The following is a 24,678-nucleotide window of genomic DNA, read 5'->3' as shown; positions in this document are numbered from 1 at the left end:
AATCGCTTCCTTAAATGCCGTCGCGTTCCAGCGGGCAGCTCATGCAGCGCGCGCCGCCGCGTCCGCGTCCCAGTTCATCGCCAGGAATGGGCAGAACGGTGATGCCCGCTTTGTCGTATTTTTCGTTGGTCCAGATGTTGCGCTCGTAGCCGACCACCACACCGGGGCGCAGGGTGAGAACGTTATTGGCGTCATTCCACTGCTCACGTTCGGCTTCGAAGGCATCGCCGCCAGTGGTGATCAAACGCACCTGATCAATGCCGAGGGCTTTTTCGATGGCGTGTACCAGCGTGCTTTCCTGGGTACGCTTCAGCCCGCCGCGCCCGTCCGGTGTTAAGGTCCAGCACTGGACGTCCGGGCGAACCACTTCCGGGTAGACGGAGAAGGTGTCGATGTCGATATGGGTCATGACGGTATCGAGGTGCATGCAGGAACGGTGTTTTGGCAACTCAACGGCGATGACGCGCTCGGCCTGGCGATGTTTAAACAGCGACTGGGCGAGGAACTCGATCCCCTGCGGGGTGGTACGTTCAGACATGCCAATCAGCACGGCGCCGCGACCAATAACCAGCACGTCTCCGCCTTCTAACGTGGCATGGTCGTAATTAATGTTTTCGTCGCCGAAATATTTAATAAATTCGCCATCTGCAAATTGTGGATGCCAGCGATAAATTGCCCGCAGATTATTGGTCTCACGCTGGCGCGCTGTTTTTGCCATTGGGTTGATCGACACGCCGTTATATATCCAGCATGAGGTATCGCGGGTAAATAAGTGATTGGGTAATGGCTTCATAATAAAGTCATTAATATCGTGTGTATCAACCACCATATTTTTAATCGAGGCGGGGATTTCGCCATATGTCAGCCCACCGCTTAAATGGCGCGCTAATTCCCGATGCGGCATATCCGCCAGCCAGGCGCGAATATCCGCCGCGAACGTCGGGCCCAGGCGATAGTCGGAGATTTGTGTTTCCAGCAGCCAGGTTTTGGCTTCGATAACATCCAGTGTTTGCGTCAGCAGGTCGGTTAGCAGCAACACCTCTATGCCTTGTTGGCGTAACGTATTAGCGAAAATATCGTGCTCTTCGCCTGCGCGTTCCACCGACAGAACGTCATCAAAAAGCAGCTCCTGGCAATTTGACGGCGTCAGTCTTTTCAGACTGAGATTAGGGCGGTGTAACATCACACTACGTAATTGACCGATTTCAGAACCGACATAATGTTTTTCCATCACGATACCTTTTACTCAATTTTCAGGAATAAAGAAGTGGTGGCTGCAAATAATTAAATTGTTTGCAGTCATTACTGTTCAGCTAATTTTCGGAAATCATCATTGATTCTAATTCGGTCTGATAATGTGATGTGTTTCACATCGGAAGGGATATTTAATTTTTCTTATTTAATATATGAGCAAGGTCAGAGAAATTGAAAAATAAAGAGAGTAATAACTGAATTACTACGCAATAAAATGTCTTGTTATTCTTTTTTGTTAATTATTTGTAGATGATCTAAATTTATTATTTAATTCTATCTTGTTGATTTTATGATGTTTTATTTTTGTCTGTGCATAGGTATGCGGGAGGGTTATTTTATTATTTTTACCTTAACGTAAATCATAAAATAACTATGGTGATAAATGCAGGTTATGCAGGGAAAAGGAAGTGTGATCAACAAGATGTTTTTCTGATAAACCCTTTTATAACAGCATATTACGATTTTTGCTGTAAAATGGAGGGGGAAAGTTATGCAAAGGATATGCATAATCTTCGATGACGATTAACAGTCGGGCAACATCTTCAGCGATAAACATGCGCTGACGCAAAACATCGTGAAATAGAAGTGGTATGGCAGCGGTTTTTTTCGTATAACCATAAAAATGAAACGTTGTTTTATTTAAGGAGTCTGTGATGATCGTTGGTAATATCCACAATCTGCAACCCTGGCTGCCGGACGTGCTGCGTCAGGCCATTGAACATATTAAAGCGCATGTGACGGATGAAACGGCAAAGGGCAAGCATGATATCGACGGCAATCGCCTGTTTTATCTGGTTTCGGAAGACATGACCGAGCCGTTTGAAAAGCGTCGTGCGGAGTATCACGCGCGCTATCTTGATATTCAGATCGTATTAAAGGGGCAGGAAGGAATGACCTTCAGCACCCAGCCTGCGGGCGCGCCAGAAACTGACTGGCTGGCGGATAAAGACATCGCGTTTTTGCCTGAAGGGGCAGAGGAGAAAACGGTGATCCTTAATGAAGGAGATTTTGTGGTCTTTTACCCGGGGGAAGTCCATAAGCCGCTGTGCGCCGTAGGGGCGCCAGCTCAGGTACGCAAAGCGGTTGTTAAGCTGCTGGTCGAGTAAGTTGTATTGCCGGGTGGCGACGCAAAACGTCTTACCCGGCCTACGGGAACACGATCTGTAGGCCGGATAAGACGTAATCGTTATTTTGCCAGCGTCGCCACCATCACCGCTTTGATGGTGTGCATCCGGTTTTCCGCCTGGTCAAACACGATGCTGGCCGGAGATTCAAACACCGCATCGGTCACTTCCATCCCGCCGTGCAAACCGAACTCTTCGGCCATTTTCTTGCCAAGCGTGGTCTGATCATCGTGGAATGCGGGCAGGCAGTGCAGAAACTTCACCTGAGGATTACCGGTCTGCGCCATCATTGCGCTGTTTACCTGATACTGACGCAGCAGTGCGATACGCTCCGCCCATTTCTCTTTTGCTTCACCCATCGACACCCATACGTCGGTATAGATAAAGTCCGCGCCTTTCACACCCGCTGCGATATCTTCAGTCAGCGTAATATCGCCGCCGTTCTTTTGCGCCAGCGCTTTGCACTCTGCGACCAGGCTCGCTTCCGGCCAGCAGGCCTGCGGAGCCACCAGACGTAAATCCAGCCCTGTCAGCGCGGCGGCTTCCAGCATGGAATTTCCCATGTTGTTACGCGCATCGCCAGCGTAAACCAGCGTCATCTCATTGAAGGCTTTGCCCGGCAGATGTTCCTGCATGGTCAGCAAATCCGCCAGCAGCTGCGTGGGGTGAAACTCGTTGGTCAACCCGTTCCACACGGGAACGCCTGCATATTCCGCCAGCGTTTCTACCACTTCCTGGCCGTGGCCGCGGTACTGAATACCGTCATACATGCGTCCCAGCACGCGGGCGGTGTCTTTAATTGACTCTTTATGCCCAATCTGGCTGCCGCTTGGCCCAAGGTACGTTACGCGAGCGCCCTGATCGTATGCGGCAACTTCGAAAGAGCATCGGGTGCGGGTCGAGTCTTTTTCGAAGATGAGCGCGATGTTTTTGCCGGTCAGTCTGGCGACTTCTACGCCGTTTTTCTTGTCGGCTTTCAGTTTGGCGGCGAGTTGCAGCAGAGCGGTGAGTTCAGCGGAGGTGAAATCGAGTAATTTCAAAAAATGTTTCTGATAAAACGTAGACATGGTTCCCTCACATGGCAAAGGCCATTTGTTGAATTAAAATTCAATTTATATGGATGATTATTCATTTGCAACCCCATTTAACAAATCTTTCCTGGAAAGGTGGAGGCAATGACAGCGGTGTGTGACAATAAGAGTATCGGCAGGACATTTATGAGGAACGAGCCATGGCAAACCCGGAACTACTGGAAGAGCAGCGTGAAGAGACGCGGCTGATTATTGAAGAATTACTTGAAGATGGCAGCGATCCAGATGCGCTGTACACTATCGAGCATCACTTTTCCGCTGACGACTTCGAAACGCTGGAAAAAGCAGCCGTAGAAGCGTTCAAACTCGGTTATGAAGTGACCGAGCCAGAAGAGCTGGAAGTGGAAGAAGGCGATACGGTGATTTGCTGCGATATCCTCAGCGAATGTGCGCTGAATGCCGATCTGATTGATGCTCAGGTTGAACAACTGATGAACCTGGCTGAGAAATTTGACGTGGAATATGACGGCTGGGGTACGTACTTCGAAGATCCGAACGGCGAAGAGGGTGAAGACGGCGACGATGAAGATTACGTCGACGAAGACGATGACGGCGTACGCCACTAACTCAGAAGCAGAATGTTTGCATAAATTGCCGGATATGGCGTCGCCTTATCCGGCCCGTGGGTGACTTACAGCGTTTTCAGCATGCGGACTTCGCAGTCAACATGCCCGGTGCAGCCCAGCGGTTCGCTGATATGCTCAAATCCCAGATGTTCATACAGGCCAATCGCTTCGCGTAAGGATGCGGTGGTTTCCAGGTAGCAGCGTTTAAACCCCTGCTCACGCGCGTGCTTCAGCGCCATCAGCGCCAGTTTCTTCGCCAGCCCCTGGCCGCGTACCGTCGGCAAAAAGTACATTTTTTGCAGTTCGCAGATATCCGGTTCGCTACAGCCTAACGCCGCCACGCCGCCGCCGCCCACCACCTGACCGTTCTGCTCGACGACCCAATAGGCCGCGCCTGGCTGACTGTAAACCTGGAACAATTCATCCAGATTAGGATCGGCAACCGTATAGCCTTTATCAGCGGTCAGGCCGTATTCAGCGGAAACCTGGCGGATGACGCGGGCGATAGCGGCGTTATCGTCAGCGGTAAGACGACGCAACGTTGCCGGGACAGAGGTAATGACACTCATAGCGAACTCATGACAGAAACGTGGAACATATGCAGTTAATAACACTGCGGGGAGGGGGAGTGCAAGCGAGGATAATTCAATAAAAAGCCTCTTAGCGAGTGCGTCAGAGGCTTTTATCGTCTGTGGTGTCGGATGCGCTGAAGATGCCTGTAGGCCGGATAAGCGTAGCACCATCCGGCAAACAGTCAGGCACGATCTTTACAGCGCCGCGATAACTGCCTGCTGTTCAATCAGCTTCGCTTTCGCTTCCGCGTAGTTTTCCAGCTTCTCACGCTCTTTGGCGATCACCGCTTCCGGTGCGCGGGCGACAAAACCTTCGTTCGCCAGCTTGCCTTCAATGCGGCCAATTTCAGCTTCGACCTTCGCCACTTCTTTCGCCAGACGCGCCAGCTCGGCTTCTTTGTCAATCAGCCCCGCCATCGGGATCAGCAGTTCGGCGCCATCGATAATCTTCGTCACGGAAACCGGACCTTTGTCATCGGCTGGCAGCACGGTGATGCTTTCCAGACGCGCCAGGTTCAGCAGGAAGCTGCGGTTGTCGTTCACGCGGCGAATCGCCTCTTCGCTGCAACCACGCAGCAGCAGTTCCAGCGGTTTGCCCGGCGCGATATTCATTTCCGCACGGATGTTACGTACGGCAACGATCGCCTGCTTCAGCCATTCGGTATCGGCCAGCGCGGCTTCATCCACCTGGGAGGCATCGTACTGCGGGAACGGTTGCAGCATGATGGTGTCGGCGGTAATGCCGGAAATCACTTTCACACGCTGCCAGATAGTCTCGGTGATAAACGGGATGATCGGATGCGCCAGGCGCAGCAGACCTTCCAGCACGGTGACCAGCGTGTTGCGGGTGCCGCGCAGTTCTGCTTCAGAGCCGCCGTTCATGACCGGCTTGGTCAGCTCCAGATACCAGTCGCAGAACTGGTTCCAGGTGAACTCGTACAGAATGCCCGCTGCGATATCGAAGCGGAAGCTGTCCAGCGCTTCGCGGTACGCTTTGATGGTCTGGTTGAACTCCGCCAGTATCCAGCGGTCTGCCAGTGACAGGGTCATCTCGCCGCCGTTGAAGCCGCAATCCTGATCTTCGGTATTCATCAGCACAAAGCGGCTGGCGTTCCACAGCTTGTTACAGAAGTTACGGTAGCCTTCCAGACGCTTCATATCCCAGTTGATGTCGCGGCCGGTAGAGGCCAGCGCCGCCAGGGTGAAACGCAGGGCGTCAGTACCGTGCGGCTCAATGCCGTCCGGGAATTGTTTCTCGGTACGTTTGGCGATCTTCTCAGCCAGCTGCGGCTGCATCATGTTACCGGTACGTTTTTCCAGCAGATCCGGCAGGGAAATGCCGTCAACCATATCCAGCGGGTCGATAACGTTACCCTTGGATTTGGACATCTTCTGGCCTTCGTCATCGCGAATCAGACCGGTCATATAGACGGTCTTGAACGGTACCTGCGGCTTGCCGTTTTCATCTTTGATGAAGTGCATGGTCATCATGATCATGCGGGCAATCCAGAAGAAGATGATGTCGAAACCGGAGACCATCACGCTGGTCGGGTGGAACTGACGCAGCGCGTCGGTGTTTTCCGGCCAGCCGAGAGTAGAGAAAGTCCACAGTGCGGAAGAGAACCAGGTGTCCAGTACGTCGTCGTCCTGACGCAGCGCAACGTCGGCGCCCAGGTTGTTTTCCTGACGCACTTCGTCTTCGCTACGGCCAACGTAGACGTTGCCCGCGTCGTCGTACCATGCCGGGATGCGGTGGCCCCACCACAGCTGACGGGAGATACACCAGTCCTGAATGTCACGCATCCAGGAGAAGTACATGTTTTCGTACTGTTTTGGCACGAACTGGATATCGCCATTCTCTACCGCTTCCACTGCCGGTTTTGCCAGCACGTCAGCACGTACGTACCACTGGTCGGTCAGCATTGGTTCGATAACCACGCCGCCACGGTCGCCGTAAGGAACGGTCAGGTCGTGCGGTTTAATCTCTTCCAGCAGGCCGAGGGCATCGATAGCGGCAACCACTGCTTTACGCGCGGCAAAGCGCTCCAGTTTCTGGAACTCAGCCGGGATTTCGTTGGAGTAAACGTCGGACTCTTCGCCTTTGGTGTCATACACTTCCGCGCTTTCACGGATATCGCCGTCAAAGGTCAGAATATTGATCATCGGAAGCTGATGACGACGGCCCACTTCATAGTCGTTAAAGTCGTGCGCCGGGGTGATCTTCACGCAGCCGGTGCCTTTTTCCATGTCGGCATGCTCGTCGCCCACGATCGGAATACGACGGTTCACCAGCGGCAGCACCACGAATTTGCCAATCAGATCTTTATAACGCGGATCTTCCGGGTTGACGGCCACGCCAGTATCGCCCAGCAGGGTTTCCGGGCGGGTGGTGGCGACCACCAGGTAATCTTTACCGTCTGCGGTTTTCGCACCGTCAGCCAGCGGATAGCGGATGTGCCACATAGAGCCTTTGGACTCGCGGTTTTCCACTTCCAGGTCAGAGATCGCGGTGCGCAGTTTCGGGTCCCAGTTGACCAGGCGCTTGCCACGGTAAATCAGATCTTCTTTGTACAGGCGGACAAACACTTCTTTCACGGCATTGGAAAGACCTTCGTCCATGGTGAAGCGTTCGCGCTCCCAGTCCACGGAGTTGCCCAGACGGCGCATCTGACGGGTAATGGTGCCGCCGGATTCCGCTTTCCACTGCCAGATTTTGTCGATGAAGGCATCGCGGCCATAGTCGTGGCGGGTTTTCCCCTCTTCTGCGGCAATCTTGCGCTCAACCACCATCTGGGTAGCGATCCCTGCGTGGTCAGTACCGACCTGCCACAGGGTGTTTTTACCCTGCATGCGCTGATAGCGGATCAGGGTATCCATGATGGTTTGCTGGAAGGCGTGACCCATATGCAAACTGCCGGTGACGTTTGGCGGCGGGATCATGATGCAGAAGCTTTCCTGGCTTTCATCGCCATTCGGCTTAAAGTAGCCCTGCTGCTCCCAGTGCTCGTAAAGCGGCTGTTCGATATCTTGTGGGTTATATGTCTTTTCCATTATTTCCAGGTTGCCGTATTCAGGTTAAAACCAGCCACGCGGTAGGCTTTGTAGCGTTCGCGCGCCAGTTGTTTCAAAGTTTCTTCGTAAGGGACAAAGTCTATCACTTCTGTGAAAGCGGTGGCAAAATCTGCAAAGCCAGTACGCAGGCTGATCAGAATATCACGCGGGCTGCTGTTGCGTTTTTGCGGCCAGGCGATTTCCACCGGCGCGCCGCCGCGCGGACCTTCTCCCGCCAGATTATGCGGGACAAAACTCTCCGGCGGTCTTGCCCACAGCGCTTCATCCAGACGGATGGCCTGTTTTTCGTCTTCACAGGCAATCAGCACGCGTTTACCACTGCGCCAACGTTCTGCGGCAATGTCGCACACCAGTTGTTCAACGGCGCTCAGGCCATCAACGGTGGTGTCATTGTCCAGAATATAGAACGTTGCATTCTTCATATATGGGGCTTCTTGTGGTGAATTTAAATGCGAAGCCGGATGGCGCTACGCTTATCCGGCCTACGGTTAAATACTCCATGTAGGCCGGATAAGGCGCATATGCGTCGCCATCCGGCAATCATGCAAACTTACTCTTCGCCGTTAAAACCCGCGCGATTGAGCAGGAACTGCGACAGCAACGCCACCGGACGACCGGTTGCGCCTTTCGCTTTACCGGAACGCCATGCGGTGCCGGCGATGTCCAGGTGCGCCCAGTTGTACTTACGGGTAAAGCGCGACAGGAAGCAACCGGCGGTGATAGCACCACCAGGACGGCCGCCGATGTTCGCCATATCCGCAAAGTTAGACTCCAGCTGTTCCTGGAACTCATCGCCCAACGGCAAGCGCCATGCGCGGTCGCCCGCCTGTTCGGACGCGCTAATCAGCTCATGCGCCAGTGGATTGTGGTTCGACATCAGACCGGTGATGTGATGGCCCAGCGCAATCACGCAGGCGCCCGTCAGGGTCGCGACGTCAATCACCACTTCCGGCTCAAAACGCTCAACGTAGGTTAACACGTCGCACAGTACCAGGCGGCCTTCGGCATCGGTGTTCAGCACTTCTACCGTCTGGCCGGACATGGTGGTCAGCACGTCGCCCGGACGGTACGCTCGCCCGCCAGGCATGTTTTCGCAGCCTGCCAGCACGCCGATGACGTTAATCGGCAACTGAAGTTCCGCGACCATGCGCATCACGCCGTACACTGCCGCCGCGCCGCACATATCGTACTTCATCTCGTCCATGCCTTCGGCAGGCTTGATGGAGATGCCGCCGGAGTCAAAGGTTAGCCCTTTGCCGACCAGCACAACCGGACGCGCGTCTTCGGACGGGTTGCCTTTGTATTCGATAACCGACATCAGCGATTCGTTCTGCGAACCGTGACCGACCGCCAGATAAGAGTGCATACCCAGCTCTTTCATCTGCTGTTCGCCGATGACGCGGGTGATGACGTTCTTGCTGTAGCTGTCGGCCAACTGGCGCGCCTGAGAGGCCAGGTAGGCGGCATTACAGATATTCGGCGGCATATTGCCGAGATCTTTCGCCGCTTTAATCCCGGCGGCAATCGCCAGACCGTGCTGGATCGCACGCTCGCCGCTGGTCAGCTCGCGGCGGGTCGGCACGTTGAAGACCATTTTACGCAGCGGGCGACGCGGCTCGCTCTTGTTGGTCTTCAGTTGATCAAAGCTGTACAGCGTCTCTTTGGCCGTTTCGACAGCCTGACGTACTTTCCAGTAGTTGTTGCGGCCTTTGACGTGCAGTTCGGTCAGGAAGCAGACTGCTTCCATTGAGCCGGTGTCATTCAGCGTATTGATGGTTTTCTGAATGACCTGCTTGTACTGGCGCTCATCGAGCTCGCGCTCTTTACCACAACCAATGAGGAGGATTCGCTCGGAAAGAACGTTAGGAACATGGTGCAGCAACAGGGTCTGCCCCGGTTTTCCTTCCAGTTCACCACGACGCAGCAGGGCGCTGATGTACCCGTCGCTGATTTTATCGAGCTGTTCTGCAATCGGAGAAAGGCGGCGTGGTTCAAAGACGCCCACGACGATGCAGGCACTCCGCTGTTTCTCCGGGCTACCGCTTTTTACACTGAACTCCATGCACTACGCTCCTGAATCTTAAAGACAACGGCGGCGGCTACAGTTAGAATTGCAAGCTTTCGTAACTCATGTCCGCAGTTGCGGTGACTTCGTGTTAATCTTAACGTTATTACGGCATTGGCACGTCAGAACGCGTTCTGAGTGGCGAATCCGCTGAGTATAATAATTTTAGCGACGATTTCGACGACTCAAGAGAATAAATGACGTTTAAGCCATGAAACAAGCTAAATTCCTGCAAAAGACGAGTTTTTACGGGCGTATTTAAAGTGATAATCATAAGATATCTGGTGCGGGAGACGCTCAAAAGCCAACTGGCGATTCTTTTCATCCTGCTTTTGATCTTCTTTTGTCAAAAGCTAGTGAGGATCCTCGGGGCGGCGGTTGACGGTGACATTCCGGCAAATCTGGTGCTCTCGCTACTGGGGCTGGGCGTGCCGGAAATGGCGCAGCTCATCCTGCCATTAAGCCTGTTCCTCGGGCTGTTGATGACGCTGGGCAAACTGTATACCGAAAGCGAAATAACGGTCATGCATGCCTGTGGTCTGAGCCGGGCTGTGCTGGTGAAAGCCGCGATGGTGCTGGCGCTGTTTACCGGCGTCGTCGCCGCTGTCAACGTCATGTGGGCGGGGCCCTGGTCATCCAGACACCAGGATGAGGTACTGGCGGAAGCAAAAGCCAATCCTGGCATGGCCGCGCTGGCGCAAGGGCAGTTCCAGCAGGCGACCAATGGCAGCGCCGTGCTGTTTATTGAAAGCGTTGACGGCAGCGATTTTAAAGATGTATTCCTTGCGCAAATCCGCCCGAAAGGCAACGCCCGTCCTTCTGTGGTGGTGGCCGATTCTGGACATCTGACGCAATTGCGCGACGGCTCCCAGGTTGTGACGTTGAACAAAGGGACGCGCTTTGAAGGTACTGCCCTGCTGCGTGACTTCCGCATCACCGATTTCCAGAACTATCAGGCGATTATTGGTCATCAGGCCGTTGCGCTGGACCCGAACGATACCGATCAGATGGATATGCGCACGCTGTGGCAGACCGATACCAATCGCGCCCGTGCGGAACTGCACTGGCGTATTACGCTGGTATTCACCGTATTTATGATGGCGCTGATGGTTGTACCGCTGAGCGTGGTTAACCCGCGACAGGGGCGCGTGCTGTCGATGCTGCCAGCTATGCTGCTGTATCTGCTGTTCTTCCTCCTGCAAACTTCCCTGAAATCAAACGGCGGTAAGGGCAAACTGGACCCGGTTATCTGGATGTGGGCGGTCAACCTGATCTATCTGGCGTTGGCGGTTGGTCTGAACCTTTGGGATACGGTGCCGGTACGCCGCCTGCGCGCCCGTCTTCTGCGTAAAGGAGCGGTATAATGCAGCCGTTTGGTGTACTTGACCGCTATATCGGTAAAACCATTTTCACCACCATCATGATGACGTTGTTCATGCTGGTGTCGCTCTCCGGCATCATCAAGTTTGTTGACCAGCTCAAAAAAGCCGGGCAGGGGAGCTACGATGCGCTGGGCGCGGGGATGTATACCCTGCTCAGCGTGCCGAAAGATGTGCAGATTTTCTTCCCGATGGCGGCGCTGCTTGGTGCGCTGCTGGGGCTGGGGATGCTGGCGCAGCGCAGTGAACTGGTGGTGATGCAGGCTTCGGGTTTCACCCGGATGCAGGTGGCGCTGTCGGTGATGAAAACCGCCATTCCACTGGTGCTGTTGACAATGGCCATCGGTGAATGGGTCGCTCCGCAGGGCGAGCAGATGGCGCGTAACTACCGTGCGCAGGCAATGTACGGCGGTTCGCTGCTCTCTACTCAGCAAGGCCTGTGGGCGAAAGATGGCAACAATTTCGTCTATATCGAGCGGGTGAAGGGCGACGAAGAGCTGGCGGGCATTAGCATCTACGCCTTTAACGATCAGCGTCGCTTACAGTCAGTGCGTTATGCCGCGTCTGCGAAGTTCGACGCAGACAACAAGGTCTGGCGTCTGTCGCAGGTGGACGAGTCTGACCTGAAAGACCCGAAACAGATCACCGGTTCGCAGACCGTGAGCGGCACCTGGAAAACCAACCTCACGCCGGACAAACTGGGCGTGGTGGCGCTGGACCCGGATGCGCTCTCCATCAGCGGCTTGCATAACTATGTGAAGTATCTGAAGTCGAGCGGCCAGGACGCCGGACGTTATCAGCTCAATATGTGGAGTAAAATCTTCCAGCCGCTTTCCGTGGCGGTAATGATGTTGATGGCACTGTCGTTCATTTTTGGCCCGCTGCGTAGCGTGCCAATGGGCGTGCGTGTGGTGACCGGGATCAGCTTTGGTTTCGTCTTCTACGTTCTGGACCAGATTTTCGGCCCGCTGACGCTGGTTTATGGCATTCCGCCGATTATCGGCGCGCTGCTGCCAAGCGCCTCGTTCTTCTTGATTAGCCTCTGGCTGATGATGCGTAAGTCGTAAAATCGATCTCTCTCGTTGTTGGCTGGATACGGCGCAGCGCCATCAGGCGCTGCGCTTAGCAAACCAGGATTCCTTCTGCTAGCGTTTTCTACCGCCCATCAGGCTACCTAACATCCCCCGGATAATTTGGTTCGTTACCTGACGCGCTGCGCTTTTGGCGACGCTCTGCACCACGCCATCACGTTTGCCGCCGCGTGGCCCGGTGCTGCCAAACAATATCTCTTTCAGCCCGCCAAGAATTCCGTCATCAACGGCGACTTCTTTGCCTTTTGCTAGCGGATTGTTTTGCTGCTCGGTGGTGGCCTGAACGCCTTTTTGCAACATTTCATACGCCGATTCGCGATCGACTTCGTCTTCATATTTGCCGTACAGCGAGGAGTGATTGATAAGCCCGTTACGCTCATCGTCCGTCACCGGCCCCATGCGTGAGCACGGCGCGATGACCATCGCTCGTTCAACCACTGATGGGCTGCCTTTGGCATCCAGGAAGGAGATTAGCGCCTCGCCAGTGCCCAGTTCCTGAATCGCTTTCTCGGTATCAAACGCCGGATTCGCCCGCATGGTTTGCGCGGCGGCTTTCACCGCTTTCTGATCTTTGGGGGTGAAAGCGCGCAGGGCGTGCTGTACGCGGTTGCCTAACTGACCGAGCACGTTGTCCGGGATATCGGAAGGGTTCTGTGAGACGAACCAGACGCCCACGCCTTTGGAGCGAATCAGGCGGATAACCTGTTCGATTTTATCCAGCAGCACCTGCGGAGCGTCATTGAACAACAGGTGAGCTTCGTCGAGGAAGAACACCAGCTTCGGTTTTTCCAGATCGCCCGCTTCCGGCAGTTGCTCATACAGTTCGGAGAGCATCCACAGCAGGCTGGCGGCATACAGTTTGGGCATCTGGTAGAGTTTTTCGGCGCTGAGGATGTTGATAATGCCTTTGCCGTTGGCATCGGTACGCATCCAGTCTTTGATGTCCAGCATCGGTTCGCCGAAGAAGTGCGCCGCGCCTTGCTGTTCCAGCGACAGCAACCCGCGCTGGATCGCCCCGACCGATGCGCTGCTGATATTGCCATACTGGTTCTGGAAGGATTTGGCATTATCACCGATATACTGCGTGATCGCCCGCAGGTCTTTAAAGTCCAGCAGCAACAGCCCCTGGTCATCGGCGATGCGGAAGATAATATCCAGTACGCCGGACTGCACCTCGTTCAGGTTCAGCAGGCGAGCCAGCAATAGCGGCCCAAGATCGGAGACGGTCGCCCGTAGTGGATGACCTTTTTCGCCAAAAATATCCCACAGCACCACCGGATTAGCGTGCGGTTGCCAGTCGGTGATGCCGATATTTTTCAGCCGTGCGAGCAGTTTTTCAGAAGGTTCGCCTTCCTGCGCGGCGCCGGTTAAGTCACCTTTCACATCCGCCATAAATACCGGAACGCCGATGTCTGATAGGGACTCAGCCAGTTTTTGCAGGGTAACCGTTTTGCCGGTTCCGGTTGCGCCGGTAATCAGCCCGTGACGGTTGGTCATGCCCGGCAACAGGAACAGTTCGCTTTCCAGCGTGCGGGCAATTAACAGGGGTGCACTCATGAGATTTTCTCCATTTATCCTGCCTGGAGTATAGGCAACTGCGGCGTACTCTTCACCGCTAAATTGCGGAGATTGCGAGAAGAATTCCAAAAGGGGGAGCAAAACCGGGCAGCGAATGCCGCCCGGTGAAGGCAATTAAAAGTCGGCTTGCAGTACCACACGGTAGCGAGCTTTACCGTCACGAACGTGCTGGATGGCCTCGTTGATTTGCGACATTGGGAACAGCTCGGTCGTCGGCGAGACCTTGCTGCGCCCGGCAAATTTCATCAACTTGCGCAGTTCATACGGCGTACCGGTTGCCGAACCGGAGATGCTGCGATCGCCTGCAATCAGGGTAAACGCCGGAACCGGTAGCGGCTTCAGCACCGCGCCAACGGTGTGGAAGTTGCCGCCATAGGCCAGCGCTTCGAAGTAAGGCTGCCAGTCGAGATCGACATTGACGGTGTTGATGATGAGATCAAATTGACCTGCCAGCGCTTTCAACGCCTCTGGATCGCGGCTGTTGACCACTTTATCGGCGCCCATCGCCAGCACTTCCTGTTCTTTGGCCGGACTGGAGCTGAATGCGGTAACCTCGCAGCCCATCGCGTGCAGTAGCTTAATGGCGATATGGCCGAGGCCGCCGATACCGATCACCCCAACGCGACTGGTGGCGGTAACGTGGTGCATCAGCAGCGGTTTGAAGACGGTGATGCCGCCGCACAACAGAGGGCCTGCGGATCCAATATCGATGCTTTCTGGAAGCGGGATCACCCATTGCCAGTCTGCTCGCAGCTTCTCGGCAAAGCCGCCGCGATTGAGGATGGTCGGCACCGATCCTTCCAGACAGTTAATCTGATTGCCGCTGATACAGGCATCGCAGTGCCCACAGCTGCGCGCCGTCCAGCCAATCCCGACGCGTTGACCTACCTTCAGACCTTTATCCTGCGCGGCGCTGCCGAGTGCCACGACGCGGCCAATCACCTCATGCCCGGCAACCAGCGGATACTGAGAAAAGCCCCATTCGTTGTCGATCATCGACAGATCGGAGTGGCAGATACCGCAGTAATCTACCTGTACCTCAACATCTTCCGGCTTGAGTTCACCCGCATCATATTCATAGAGTTCAAGTTCGCTGCCCGCCTCTTTTGCGGCATAGCTTTTTATAATAGACATCGTGTTTCCCTCAGTGTGGTGTTGAACTGGAAGTGTAGAGCATGGGAAACGGAGTCGCTTCGCAGAAGGAGGGGTTAAGGAGGTGCCAGCCGTGGGGTTGTGCTGATTTTTTCAACACTTAGCGAGCCGGGCATATGCTACCGCTTGCATGGTGGCGTGTGACAGGTATAATCCACAACGTTTTCCGCATACCTCTTCAGTGCCGAAGTGGCGAAATCGGTAGACGCAGTTGATTCAAAATCAACCGTAGAAATACGTGCCGGTTCGAGTCCGGCCTTCGGCACCATCGGAACATCAATAGACGTCAACGGGCGTCTTTTTTTGTGCCTGAAATCCGCGCTACACAAGGCTTTCCGCGATTTTCCTTTCAACAGAAGTCAATCTGAGTCAACCCACATCAAGTTGCTTGTGAGTATAGAACCGAGTATATATGCTGGTTCGATAATGGTTGTATACTCATAGCGGCGCATGGAAGGAGAACTTTTATGGCTCTGACAGATATCAAAGCGCGTTCTGCAAAACCGCAGGAAAAGGAATACACCCTTGTCGATGGGGATGGCATGTTTTTGCTTATTCACCCTAACGGCTCAAAATATTGGCGGTTCCGTTTTCGCTTTGGGGGTAAGCAGCACCTGATGGCGTTTGGGGTTTACCCTGAAACGTCACTGGCTGATGCTCGTCAAAAAAGAGAAGAGGCCAGAAAGCTTGTTGCTGCAGGAATCGATCCCCGTCAACACAAACGTGCAGTGAAAGAAGAGCAGGCGAAAGAGGCTATTACCTTTGAGTCAGTTGCCAGAGAGTGGCACGCAGCAAATAAAAAATGGACAGAGGAACACAGTCGGCGAGTGCTGAAAAGCCTGGAAGATAATCTGTTTTCCGCAATTGGCAACCGTAGTATCGAAGAGCTAAAAACTCGCGACCTCCTTACACCCATTAAAGTCGTTGAGGCTACAGGCCGCCTTGAAGTCGCTTCTCGCCTTCAGCAGCGAACCACAGCAATCATGCGATATGCCGTTCAAAGTGGCTTGATTGATTATAACCCGGCCCAAGAGATGGCTGGCGCAGTTGCTTCCAGTAATCGTGTCCATCGTCCTGCACTTGAGCTGAAACGTCTACCTGAACTACTCTACCGAATTGACGGTTACACGGGACGCCCGTTGACCCGTTTGGCCGTTGAACTCACCTTATTGATATTCATTCGCTCTAGCGAATTGCGCTTTGCTCGTTGGTCCGAAATAGATTTTGAAACGGCAATGTGGACAATCCCGGCAGAACGAGAAGCTATAGAAGGTGTTAAGCATTCGCAACGTGGTTCTAAAATGCGTACACCTCACTTAGTGCCGCTATCTAGCCAGGCGTTAGCAATCCTCAAAGAGGTTAACAAGATTAGTGGCGATCGTGATTTTGTTTTCGTTGGCGATCATAACCCTCGTAAACCGATGAGTGAAAACACAGTGAACAAGGCGCTGCGGGTTATGGGGTATGACACTAAGGTGGAGGTTTGTGGGCATGGCTTCAGGACTATGGCATGTAGCTCGTTGATTGAATCTGGATTGTGGTCGAGGGATGCGGTAGAGCGTCAAATGAGTCATATGGAGCGAAATTCTGTGAGAGCAGCTTACATTCATAAGGCTGAGCACTTGGATGAGAGAAGGTTGATGTTACAGTGGTGGGCGGATTATCTAGATATGAATAGAAATGAAGGGGTTAGCCCTTTCGATTTTGGGAAACTGAAGCGAAAAACCGGTACAAATATCATATAATGAACTAGGCCTAACATCTTGTATACCTCTTTTGATAGTCGCTACCTTTTAAATTTTGGTATGGACTAATTTCATATTAAAACATCAAGTAGGCATCAGCGAAGTTGGATTTAATTCAAAAGATTGATGTGTGAGCTTTCTGTTATGTTCATGATAGTGTAGGATAAAATTTTATCCTATAAGATATGCAAAGAGTATCTTGTCATTTGTAAGCTGGTAGCAGCGTAAAGCTATTTGATGCAAGTTTACGGCTTTGAGGGACAATAATGAAGACATTAGACTTTGAATACGATGCAGTGATTTTGCATCAAACGGAGACCAGCAAACCAATAGTGTTATTTGGAGCCCCGGCTATGGATATCGAAATTTGGGCTGGTGTTCCGCAAAAGAAAACTTTCCAACCAGATGGAGCCGAGAGCTCAGGCTTTCAGCGGGTTGAAAATAGAGCTAGATTAGAACAAATCAGGCGTTTTTATCTGAATGAAAATAACGTAATACAGAATAGCTTAATATGTGCATTACGGGGAGTAGAAGGCGGAAAAGTAGAATTTAAGGCCGAATATGGTTCAATTTTAGGTAAGCTAAAGATTAGTTTTCCTGATCTTTATACTGCAGATTATTTATTCTTATTTACTTTGCTTCGAAAATCTTTGGAAAACAGGCTGGGTAAGTATAATCAACCTATAGATTATGCTTTATTTGAGAAGTTGAAAGGACAGCTTTCACGGCAAATAGACAGCGACATTATTGTTGCGGATTCATGTGATGAAGTGGAAGCTGAAGTCGAAACTGAAGCAGAAGCTGAAGCAGTTATTCTAGAGGAAACACATTTACATGAATTTTTACGCGATGTAGTAATAAGACATGAAATTCTTAAAGATATAGACCCTATGCTCTTATCAGGGATGGATGACTTCTTAGGATTTGATCGTGATGCTTTACTCTCATTTCTTTTACCTGTAACTCTGGTAGATGGACAGCATCGGTTGAAAGGAGCCATTCTCGCTGCAAAACATCATATCCAGAGTGATGAATATATCAGTATGGTTGCTGATAGAGTTATGTCTGGAGAAGATCCAAAAGAGGTCGAAAAAGATGTTCTCAGAATAATTTCAAGGAAGTTGCCAGTATCACTATTGATGGATGATGATCCCAAAGAACAAGTGTTTCAGTTTGTGGTGATAAATCAAAAAGCTACTCCTATTGGAAAATCATTACTTGGTACAATAATATCTACTTCTTTAACTGATGAAGAGATGGGGTCGGTTAACAATAGGCTAAGAGATTCAGGTATTTTACTTGAAGAAGCGAGAGCAATAACCTGGGCTGCTCGTAACCCTGATAGCCCATTTTGTGGACTTGTTGAAAGAGGTATGCCGTCTGACAAGAAAGATCTTCTGCAATGGAATGTAATGGGGTCCCTTATTCAGATCTTTAGAAATCTAAATGGCGGCAGTTTATTTCACGCAAAAGTTGATTATGCTAAAAGCTGGAGAGAGAAATTCCTAGTAAATTCCAGCTTAGTTGAGTCTGATAATTTTGAAGATGCGTATGAAAAATGGCGTGCTTTAGATGGAGTTTGGAAAAAATTCTTTGTTATATTTTGGACTAGGGTTCGTGATATATTCGGTGAGACAACAGATGATTCACGATATAATTATTGGGGGAACACTCGCCGTTCCAATTTATTTAACAAGATATCTTTAACAATTCTTGCTGCTGATTTTTTTAGATATCTTTGTATTGCAAGAATTACTTTAGAGAATGAAGAACAGATAAATAATGTCATTGATGAATGGTTAGAGGGGGTTAACCCAAAATACTTTGATCGTGATTGGGAACTCACTGGAGTAAAAAAAGACTCAACTGGCATTAGAGCTAAATGGTCTGAGTTATGGACAGAATATAGAGACAGTCCAGAACAATTGCCACAGGTTCGGCTTTATAGGCAAGCGAAGAAATAATATGGCATTGAGTACTATTAAGCAAATTCAGAGTAGTGTTCTTAATCCTGAGGGGGCTTGGGATTGGGATATGCAAAAAGAAATAGCAAACATTAAACCCCCGGATTTACTTATGGGGGTTAGACGAGATATGATGCATGGTGAAATAATCCGGGAGTGGTCAAAATGGATTATTGAGCAGTTTATTGATGAAAGAAACATAAAAGATGATATCAGCTTTCCAGTAATACTAAGTGATATAAATCAAACGATTAGTGAGCTGGTTGGAAAACAAATATCAAGTAGTGATAAAAAGGACATTGTGATAGCCATAAGTAGAGTGGTCTTTAATCGAGTTGAGCAACTGAATCGATTAAGGGCAAAAAGGGCAAGCATAACACAACAAGTAAAATATGATTTATTAAGCATTTATGGCCCCAGGCCAAGATGCTGGTTAACAGGTTATCAGTTTTCTGATGAGGCAATACACAATTTCACAGCCAAAAAAGGGGAGATGAGAGATATAAAACTACCTGTATTTATAGATAAATATAAACCTATGGGATTAATAGCACGTGATTTAACTATAGAGGTCGATCATCTGTATCCATTTTCCATGGGCGGAGGTGATGATATTCAAAACTATAGGTTAATTTGTGGATGGGCTAATAAAGTAAAAAGCAATCATATTAGTGGATTTAGTACTGGAACTAGAGCAGATATATCAACCCAGTTATTTCCAAAAAGATATTATTACTGGGTTGTTAGATTAATTGGGATGCGAAGAAAATGTGAGGTAGATGGCTGTTTAAATAACATCAACAATTCTGAGCTCACAGTCAGGTCTTCGCTGGGTGACTCAAAATTACTTACCCCCATGAGTATGCAAGTTGTTTGTCAACATCATGCATCCTCATTAGTCGGGAGATATGTAAAAAGGTCGTTATATGAAAACTAAATTATTAAATTGTTCTCTTTCAAAAGATACGATAAACCTCGAGAAATATGGCACTTTAAAAAGGATAAAAAACTATTTTCGATATTTTGTTTTTTAAACGCCATTATGCATATGGCATTATATATTTCATAATACTCACCACCAAAGGTTCTCCATGTCATTTCAACATTACTATCCGAAGGAATATTTTCCTTCGGTGGTATGGTCGGATCTGCTAAAGATGTACAGAGTGCCCAGCGGCATAACACGTTCCAGTTATCAATGCCTGTTTTACGCTTAAGGGTAATTAGCTGCTGTTTCTGTTTTTCTGATAGACGAATCACATCGATAGGTTGCATAATTAGAAGTATCCTTCTTTGAAACTTGATGATTTATCTTGTTCGCTATAGCTAATATGATACTCATGGCTTATATAAGGTTTAACTTCTTGATAATAGTCATTTATAATCTCCTCATCTGTTGATAACAGAATTACTTGAGGTCCAGCTTTTGGAAAATAGTTTTTAACTAAATTGCTACGATGTTTACCATCTAATCTGCTTAACGGGGTATCAATTACCGTTGGTAATTCTTTACCAGAAGCTTCTGCCAATCCCCATAATATTGCAATGGATAATAGCTGACGTTCACCGGCAGAGAGCTTTGATGGTTCGATAGTTCTTCCCATCGAATCATACAGTGTGATATTGAAGCTTACAGGACAAATCTGCAATTCACTTATGAGTTGTGATTTACGACCTAATGCATTAAATTTGTGTCTCACTAAATTCTGTAAGCATTTGATATTTTCACTTATCAACAACTCACCAAATTGCTGCAATGTTGTCTTCATTTTTTCAATATGATTGCTTACTTGAATCGCTCGTTTCTGTTCAAAAGTATCTTTATTTTGTTGTGCCAATAAATTTGTATAGCGTTGAGATAAAATATCTTTTCTTGAAACTGCTTGCTCAAGTAATTTGTTTTTATTTTCTAGTTGTAACACTAAATTTTTAAGGGATAATTCTTGCTTGGCTAACTCAGCGATTAAATGATGAACTGATTCGTAATCCGGTACGGTATCAAGCTGTCTTTGTAAAACAGCTTGCTGTTCAAGTAATTTTTTTGCTTTTTTTTGCAAGGAATCACGATGATTTTCTTCTCGAGTAATACGTTCTTCTAACCCATTAAATATACTAATGTCACTATTTAAATAACACTTTACGTTAGCGGTTTCACGTCGCGCTTGTGTTTCCTCAGCGATTATTTTATTTACATGAGTAATGGTTTTTTTAGAGGAGTTACATGCGATTAATGCATGTATAATTTTCTCATTGTAAATACCAATACTTTTTTCTAGTATCCTAGCTTGTGTGGCGAGCGCTTCTAAATTTATTTGTTTTTTTGTTTCCTGGATTAAATCCTTTACTAATCCGAGCGGGCCAACACCTGCTGATAATTTAACCTGCTCGAGGTTATTTATATTTAACTTTGCTTCAATAGCACCAAGATCAAACTTAATTTGATCACGATTCTCAATCAGGTGAGCCCCCGCATTACGTGCTGACTGTCTCGCTCTATTAATAGCAATATTTGTGCTGCTTATATTAAGTTCAATTTCGGCTATATGTTTTTTTAATTGTGATATTTCTTTATCCGCTTTCTCTATTTCGGACTCACAGATCTGTACTTTTTCAATAACATGCTCATCAATATTTGAAACGCGCTTTTTTTTATGTACCTGCATGAGGTCAATCTGTAGTTGAGAAAGTAAGTCAAGCCCTAATAAACTCTCGATGCCTGTTCTGACAAGTTCAGACGAGCGTTGTGGATGTGCAAGATTTTCAATCTTCTCGCCATCAAAAAAGAATAAATCAGATAAAGTAATTGGGATGAATTCGTTAACGAATTCATCCCAATTCTGGGTTAGATGTTCATCATGTTTATCATCTACATATACTTTGATTTTATCTCTTGTTTCTGAACCAGTTATTTTCCAAGTACGTTCAATTTCGTAGCGATTTGTTCGGTTTTCTGTCCGATGCGTAAATGTTAAGCTTAATTGTACCTCTTCATCTGGACGTGCGAAACGATTCTTACAACTTTGCAAGAATGAGCCATAAGCAGTCCCTGCCCGGTTAGAGCAACGAGCATGTTTTCCATATAAAACTAGCTGTATAGCATCGAGAAATGTAGTCTTTCCTCCACCATTTAATGCCCCCATTAGAATAATGGGCTTGTCCTGTTCTACATTAAGATTAATTGAATGCTCACCTTGATAAATACCAAAATTTTTAATATATAATTTATTAAATATCATCACTGATAACCTCTGTTTCAATCAGCAGAGAACTATAACCTTTTTCTTTAAGAGAACGAGATATAATAGAAATCTGCTCATTGATGAATTCTTTTTCTTTAGTAGACAAATTAGGTGAATTGTCATGTTTTATTTGAAGCTCTAATCTTTTTCGCTCAAGGGCAAAAACTTTAGCTTCATCCATTGAAGAAAATGCACCTTTTTCAAGACTTTCAGTTAACTCAGAAGCTAGATTAGCTCGTCTTAATTGGCTTTTGTGTTTGTTGGCAATGGCCATGGCGGCTCGTATTTGTTGATACATCAAACCTTCATCGTCATCATTTGTTTTGCAGAAGGTTTTGAGTTTATCTAATACTGTTTTATTCAAAATTGGATGGTGGGCACGACGTACTCCTGGATAAGGTTTACCCATTAATTTTTCATAAATAAGTGGAAGAGAATCCTCTACCTCCAGTTTTTCCTCCAGCCAAATACGTCGTATTTCTTCTAATTCTTCTAAGGGTAATAACTCCAGATCTTGGACTTCTGTTGGTCCCATCTTTTGTACTGCTATTTGTGCTTGTAATACTTTTTCTAAAAGTGACTCTCGAAAACTTTGTATATACGGCCCGGGAACAATATCCGCTCCATGTTTTGTGACATGAACTGTTAACGTACCATTCATTCGACGAAAGTCTCGTCGAGATTTGTCGCGGCGTAGTTTATCAAGTTTCTTCCCGTGATCGCTATCGTTAATATCAATTTCATTACGAAGCGCTAACAGCGGGTACATCCATTCCTTTTCCTCATCATTGGCAATCATCGCGGACATCGATTTATCTTCTGAAACCATTGTGCAAACATAACAGCCAAAACGGCTATCACCGCAACTTTGAGTACTTTTATCTACTACCAGTGGGCATTCTCCACCCTCCGTAGCTCCTTGATACATCCCCATTAAATCTTGATTAGGGAAATTCCAAGGGTTGGAAACCGAGTTTAGGTATATCCATACATCATCGTTGGTCCAGTCAGCAATAGGAGGATAAACCCAAACTCTATCGAGGGTGCCATTCGCTGTTAGACCATCTTCTCTACGAGTATTGGTTTCAGTATTCTCATAATGTTCCATAGTGGCAGCACGAGTTGTACTTTCCGCTTTTCTTGTTCCGAGTACTAAAATAGCTTCACCTCGTTTATCAACTAAATTGTTAATGAACGTGTTGGAAGGAGCGATTTTAAGTCGATCGGTACACCACCGGAATTTATATCGGGGAGCTGGATAACCTTTGCCAATAAGATTCACCCAAAATCGATCCTTTACAGCAGGTGTAAGGCGATGTGGATGAATAGGAATGCCTTGTTCATTTTTTGCTTCAAGCATTCGCTCTAATGATTTCTCTACCCACATAGCAACAATAGGGTTTTCAACGAGGGTATCAGTGCTTATTACGTGTACATCTTTATGGCACTTATTTTCTTTTTTAAGGTCCAAGAGAGCATACCATACTAATTGTAAAACAGCTGTTGAGTCTTTACCTCCGCTATATCCAATAACCCATGGCACTTGATCTGATAAATATAAATTTTTAATGTGAGAAATAGTATCAGCGATTGTTTTTGTCAATCCGTGCTGTTCAAATACGGAATATGAATTATTTACTGACATATTCATTTTTTGGTTCCTAAAAATTTATCTTCCGCTTTTTGTTGTTCTGAATTTAAAGGAAGTTGAAGATGTTGTTTTAACGCATTCAATGTCAGTAATGCAGAATAAACGCTATGATCCATTCGACCTTTATTAAAGCAACGCTCTACCCATACTTTGTTAGTTCGTGCCCAATTAAGTCCTTGAAGGCTTTTGAGCATTTGTTTCCAATCGGCGTGTTCTGCAAGTATCTCTTTACCAAACATAGCAAAGCTTTTGAGCAAAATAGCGCTAAACAGAACGTAGTTTGCTCTGTCTGCTGGTTTTATCTGATGATTCTTGGCTTGTTGCCATAATGGTAAATTTTTCGCCAGCTCATCCCAATATTCTACGGCCTTTTCAGCTTGTTTCTGCCAACTCTCCTCCGTAATATTTGGACATAATTCCATGCATGCAGCATGTACTGAGCTATGCATAAAGAATTTGGCTGATCGTTTGCTGATACGGCTGGAAAACTCAACCACACCATTGAAAAAATCACTGTATTCAACTACATGATTAGTTAGATTTTCTTCAGGCGAGGAGCCGTACAGGACGGCAATAGATCTATTAGCAGGAATAGGATATAAGTTTAAATCACGAAAGATTTTTTGTCGTTGTTTGAGATTTTTGTCCACAAAAAAAACAACTGATATAGTCTCATCGCCCAGAGCTGGGTCTTCTTCTAAAGCTTGTTGTATAGCCGCACTACGGTGCTGACCATCAGTCAAGTAAAACTCGGCATCTTCATCAACAACCAGATTGCCTATTTTGCTACCATGCCCTTCCTGCGCTATGGGCTCAAAAAATGTTTTACCTTCGATACATGCAGTGATGGCCGAGAATGTATAATCGTGTCGATTGCTATGAATATATCGAGCAATTTGCGGAATCCGGCTATGATTTAGAACTCGTTGGGCCTTGTCGGTCTCTGCAAGCATCGATTCATCAAGCGTGAAGATTTTTTTTAGCCTTTTGAGAGGACACATCACGATATAGTACTCGTGCCCAGCTTGAATTCCCCGGATGGCGGGAAAACTGATTCCAGATACGATATTGCTCACTACTGATAGTCCTCGCCTAATCTTACTCATAGGGTGTTCGAACGAAAAAAATGATTTGT

21 protein-coding genes and 1 tRNA gene are annotated in these 24,678 nt (G+C 48.5%); 9 read left to right on the top strand and 13 right to left on the bottom strand.

The window, feature by feature from the left end; genetic code table 11:
* Positions 1–10: 10 nt before the first annotated feature.
* Complete coding sequence (gene arcA / locus OGV79_RS20905) at positions 11–1,231, bottom strand: arginine deiminase (RefSeq protein ID WP_012134333.1); 1,221 nt, start codon at positions 1,229–1,231, stop codon at positions 11–13.
* A gap of 676 nt (positions 1,232–1,907) precedes the next feature.
* Between arcA and OGV79_RS20900 the strand changes: the two genes are divergently transcribed.
* A complete protein-coding gene (locus OGV79_RS20900) occupies positions 1,908–2,360 on the top strand; it encodes a YhcH/YjgK/YiaL family protein (protein ID WP_049010330.1) in 453 nt (150 codons plus the stop codon).
* Positions 2,361–2,440: 80 nt separating this feature from the next.
* Here OGV79_RS20900 and argF read toward each other — a convergent pair whose 3' ends face one another.
* Together argF and argL are read right to left on the bottom strand one after the other, a co-directional pair.
* Positions 2,441–3,445 (bottom strand): ornithine carbamoyltransferase, encoded by a 1,005-nt coding sequence (argF, locus tag OGV79_RS20895; protein ID WP_012134329.1) that lies wholly within the window; start codon positions 3,443–3,445, stop codon positions 2,441–2,443.
* Positions 3,415–3,510, bottom strand: a complete 96-nt coding sequence (argL, locus tag OGV79_RS21755; protein ID WP_373271748.1) for a putative translational regulatory protein ArgL — start codon at positions 3,508–3,510, stop codon at positions 3,415–3,417. Before argL ends, argF begins: the two co-directional genes overlap by 31 nt.
* A gap of 99 nt (positions 3,511–3,609) precedes the next feature.
* On the opposite strand from argL, the gene rraB reads away from it, so the two are divergent.
* Positions 3,610–4,035, top strand: coding sequence for a ribonuclease E inhibitor RraB (rraB, locus tag OGV79_RS20890; RefSeq protein WP_047459344.1), 426 nt, complete (start codon positions 3,610–3,612; stop codon positions 4,033–4,035).
* 65 nt (positions 4,036–4,100) lie between these two features.
* Here rraB and OGV79_RS20885 read toward each other — a convergent pair whose 3' ends face one another.
* The 4 genes from OGV79_RS20885 to pepA form a co-directional block, all read right to left on the bottom strand.
* Complete coding sequence (locus OGV79_RS20885) at positions 4,101–4,604, bottom strand: GNAT family N-acetyltransferase (protein WP_286468895.1); 504 nt, start codon at positions 4,602–4,604, stop codon at positions 4,101–4,103.
* Positions 4,605–4,802: 198 nt separating this feature from the next.
* The gene (locus tag OGV79_RS20880) at positions 4,803–7,658 is read right to left on the bottom strand and encodes a valine--tRNA ligase (RefSeq protein WP_200031131.1); all 2,856 of its coding nucleotides are present in this window, start codon (positions 7,656–7,658) and stop codon (positions 4,803–4,805) included.
* Entirely contained in the window at positions 7,658–8,101 is a 444-nt protein-coding gene (gene holC, locus OGV79_RS20875; RefSeq protein ID WP_071257400.1) for a DNA polymerase III subunit chi, read from the bottom strand. The genes OGV79_RS20880 and holC overlap by 1 nt, the downstream gene beginning before the upstream one ends.
* Before the next feature lie 128 nt (positions 8,102–8,229).
* Positions 8,230–9,741, bottom strand: coding sequence for a leucyl aminopeptidase (pepA, locus tag OGV79_RS20870; protein WP_200076069.1), 1,512 nt, complete (start codon positions 9,739–9,741; stop codon positions 8,230–8,232).
* A gap of 153 nt (positions 9,742–9,894) precedes the next feature.
* Between pepA and ytgA the strand changes: the two genes are divergently transcribed.
* The 3 genes from ytgA (at position 9,895) to lptG (ending at position 12,190) form a co-directional block, all read left to right on the top strand.
* The gene (ytgA, locus tag OGV79_RS20865) at positions 9,895–9,945 is read left to right on the top strand and encodes a protein YtgA (RefSeq protein ID WP_211180521.1); all 51 of its coding nucleotides are present in this window, start codon (positions 9,895–9,897) and stop codon (positions 9,943–9,945) included.
* A 62-nt stretch (positions 9,946–10,007) separates the two neighbouring features.
* On the top strand, positions 10,008–11,108 hold the full coding sequence (gene lptF / locus OGV79_RS20860) for an LPS export ABC transporter permease LptF (protein WP_012134315.1): 1,101 nt from the start codon (positions 10,008–10,010) through the stop codon (positions 11,106–11,108).
* Positions 11,108–12,190, top strand: a complete 1,083-nt coding sequence (gene lptG, locus OGV79_RS20855; protein ID WP_012134314.1) for an LPS export ABC transporter permease LptG — start codon at positions 11,108–11,110, stop codon at positions 12,188–12,190. The genes lptF and lptG overlap by 1 nt, the downstream gene beginning before the upstream one ends.
* Positions 12,191–12,268: 78 nt before the next feature.
* Here lptG and OGV79_RS20850 read toward each other — a convergent pair whose 3' ends face one another.
* Both OGV79_RS20850 and ahr read right to left on the bottom strand, forming a co-directional pair.
* On the bottom strand, positions 12,269–13,771 hold the full coding sequence (locus tag OGV79_RS20850; protein ID WP_286468891.1) for a helicase HerA-like C-terminal domain-containing protein: 1,503 nt from the start codon (positions 13,769–13,771) through the stop codon (positions 12,269–12,271).
* A 135-nt stretch (positions 13,772–13,906) separates the two neighbouring features.
* On the bottom strand, positions 13,907–14,926 hold the full coding sequence (gene ahr / locus OGV79_RS20845) for an NADPH-dependent aldehyde reductase Ahr (RefSeq protein WP_200076067.1): 1,020 nt from the start codon (positions 14,924–14,926) through the stop codon (positions 13,907–13,909).
* A 201-nt stretch (positions 14,927–15,127) separates the two neighbouring features.
* On the opposite strand from ahr, the gene OGV79_RS20840 reads away from it, so the two are divergent.
* From OGV79_RS20840 to OGV79_RS20825, 4 genes are all read left to right on the top strand, one after another.
* A tRNA-Leu gene (locus OGV79_RS20840) sits at positions 15,128–15,212 on the top strand.
* A gap of 199 nt (positions 15,213–15,411) precedes the next feature.
* Positions 15,412–16,689, top strand: coding sequence for a tyrosine-type recombinase/integrase (locus tag OGV79_RS20835; RefSeq protein WP_200076066.1), 1,278 nt, complete (start codon positions 15,412–15,414; stop codon positions 16,687–16,689).
* Between the two features lie 266 nt (positions 16,690–16,955).
* Complete coding sequence (locus tag OGV79_RS20830; protein WP_195296443.1) at positions 16,956–18,653, top strand: ParB N-terminal domain-containing protein; 1,698 nt, start codon at positions 16,956–16,958, stop codon at positions 18,651–18,653.
* 1 nt (position 18,654) lies between these two features.
* Positions 18,655–19,590, top strand: a complete 936-nt coding sequence (locus OGV79_RS20825) for a hypothetical protein (protein ID WP_200076065.1) — start codon at positions 18,655–18,657, stop codon at positions 19,588–19,590.
* On the opposite strand, the gene dndE is transcribed toward OGV79_RS20825, so the two are convergent.
* Genes dndE through dndB form a run of 4 tightly spaced genes read right to left on the bottom strand, consistent with a single transcriptional unit; the run spans position 19,587 to position 24,619 of the window.
* A complete protein-coding gene (gene dndE, locus OGV79_RS20820) occupies positions 19,587–19,928 on the bottom strand; it encodes a DNA sulfur modification protein DndE (protein ID WP_195296444.1) in 342 nt (113 codons plus the stop codon). The two genes, OGV79_RS20825 and dndE, sit on opposite strands and share 4 nt — an antisense overlap.
* A 2-nt stretch (positions 19,929–19,930) precedes the next feature.
* Positions 19,931–21,889, bottom strand: a complete 1,959-nt coding sequence (gene dndD, locus OGV79_RS20815) for a DNA sulfur modification protein DndD (protein WP_233596921.1) — start codon at positions 21,887–21,889, stop codon at positions 19,931–19,933.
* The gene (gene dndC, locus OGV79_RS20810; RefSeq protein WP_233596918.1) at positions 21,879–23,543 is read right to left on the bottom strand and encodes a DNA phosphorothioation system sulfurtransferase DndC; all 1,665 of its coding nucleotides are present in this window, start codon (positions 23,541–23,543) and stop codon (positions 21,879–21,881) included. The genes dndD and dndC overlap by 11 nt, the downstream gene beginning before the upstream one ends.
* A complete protein-coding gene (gene dndB, locus OGV79_RS20805; RefSeq protein ID WP_153258725.1) occupies positions 23,540–24,619 on the bottom strand; it encodes a DNA sulfur modification protein DndB in 1,080 nt (359 codons plus the stop codon). The genes dndC and dndB overlap by 4 nt, the downstream gene beginning before the upstream one ends.
* Positions 24,620–24,678 lie beyond the last annotated feature (59 nt).

The sequence above is a fragment of the Citrobacter sp. CK185 genome (assembly GCF_030333565.1).
GTDB classification, from domain to species: Bacteria; Pseudomonadota; Gammaproteobacteria; order Enterobacterales; family Enterobacteriaceae; genus Citrobacter_B; species Citrobacter_B koseri.
This window is presented reverse-complemented; position numbering and strand designations above follow the sequence as displayed.

Excerpts from the sequence above, each read along its gene's own strand:
- arcA (WP_012134333.1), bottom strand. The coding sequence starts at position 1,231 with ATGGAAAAACATTATGTCGGTTCTGAAATCGGTCAATTACGTAGTGTG.
- OGV79_RS20900 (WP_049010330.1), top strand. The coding sequence starts at position 1,908 with ATGATCGTTGGTAATATCCACAATCTGCAACCCTGGCTGCCGGACGTG.
- argF (WP_012134329.1), bottom strand. The coding sequence starts at position 3,445 with ATGTCTACGTTTTATCAGAAACATTTTTTGAAATTACTCGATTTCACC.
- argL (WP_373271748.1), bottom strand. The coding sequence starts at position 3,510 with ATGAATAATCATCCATATAAATTGAATTTTAATTCAACAAATGGCCTT.
- rraB (WP_047459344.1), top strand. The coding sequence starts at position 3,610 with ATGGCAAACCCGGAACTACTGGAAGAGCAGCGTGAAGAGACGCGGCTG.
- OGV79_RS20885 (WP_286468895.1), bottom strand. The coding sequence starts at position 4,604 with ATGAGTGTCATTACCTCTGTCCCGGCAACGTTGCGTCGTCTTACCGCT.
- OGV79_RS20880 (WP_200031131.1), bottom strand. The coding sequence starts at position 7,658 with ATGGAAAAGACATATAACCCACAAGATATCGAACAGCCGCTTTACGAG.
- holC (WP_071257400.1), bottom strand. The coding sequence starts at position 8,101 with ATGAAGAATGCAACGTTCTATATTCTGGACAATGACACCACCGTTGAT.
- pepA (WP_200076069.1), bottom strand. The coding sequence starts at position 9,741 with ATGGAGTTCAGTGTAAAAAGCGGTAGCCCGGAGAAACAGCGGAGTGCC.
- lptG (WP_012134314.1), top strand. The coding sequence starts at position 11,108 with ATGCAGCCGTTTGGTGTACTTGACCGCTATATCGGTAAAACCATTTTC.
- OGV79_RS20850 (WP_286468891.1), bottom strand. The coding sequence starts at position 13,771 with ATGAGTGCACCCCTGTTAATTGCCCGCACGCTGGAAAGCGAACTGTTC.
- ahr (WP_200076067.1), bottom strand. The coding sequence starts at position 14,926 with ATGTCTATTATAAAAAGCTATGCCGCAAAAGAGGCGGGCAGCGAACTT.
- OGV79_RS20835 (WP_200076066.1), top strand. The coding sequence starts at position 15,412 with ATGGCTCTGACAGATATCAAAGCGCGTTCTGCAAAACCGCAGGAAAAG.
- OGV79_RS20830 (WP_195296443.1), top strand. The coding sequence starts at position 16,956 with ATGAAGACATTAGACTTTGAATACGATGCAGTGATTTTGCATCAAACG.
- OGV79_RS20825 (WP_200076065.1), top strand. The coding sequence starts at position 18,655 with ATGGCATTGAGTACTATTAAGCAAATTCAGAGTAGTGTTCTTAATCCT.
- dndE (WP_195296444.1), bottom strand. The coding sequence starts at position 19,928 with ATGCAACCTATCGATGTGATTCGTCTATCAGAAAAACAGAAACAGCAG.
- dndD (WP_233596921.1), bottom strand. The coding sequence starts at position 21,889 with ATGATATTTAATAAATTATATATTAAAAATTTTGGTATTTATCAAGGT.
- dndC (WP_233596918.1), bottom strand. The coding sequence starts at position 23,543 with ATGAATATGTCAGTAAATAATTCATATTCCGTATTTGAACAGCACGGA.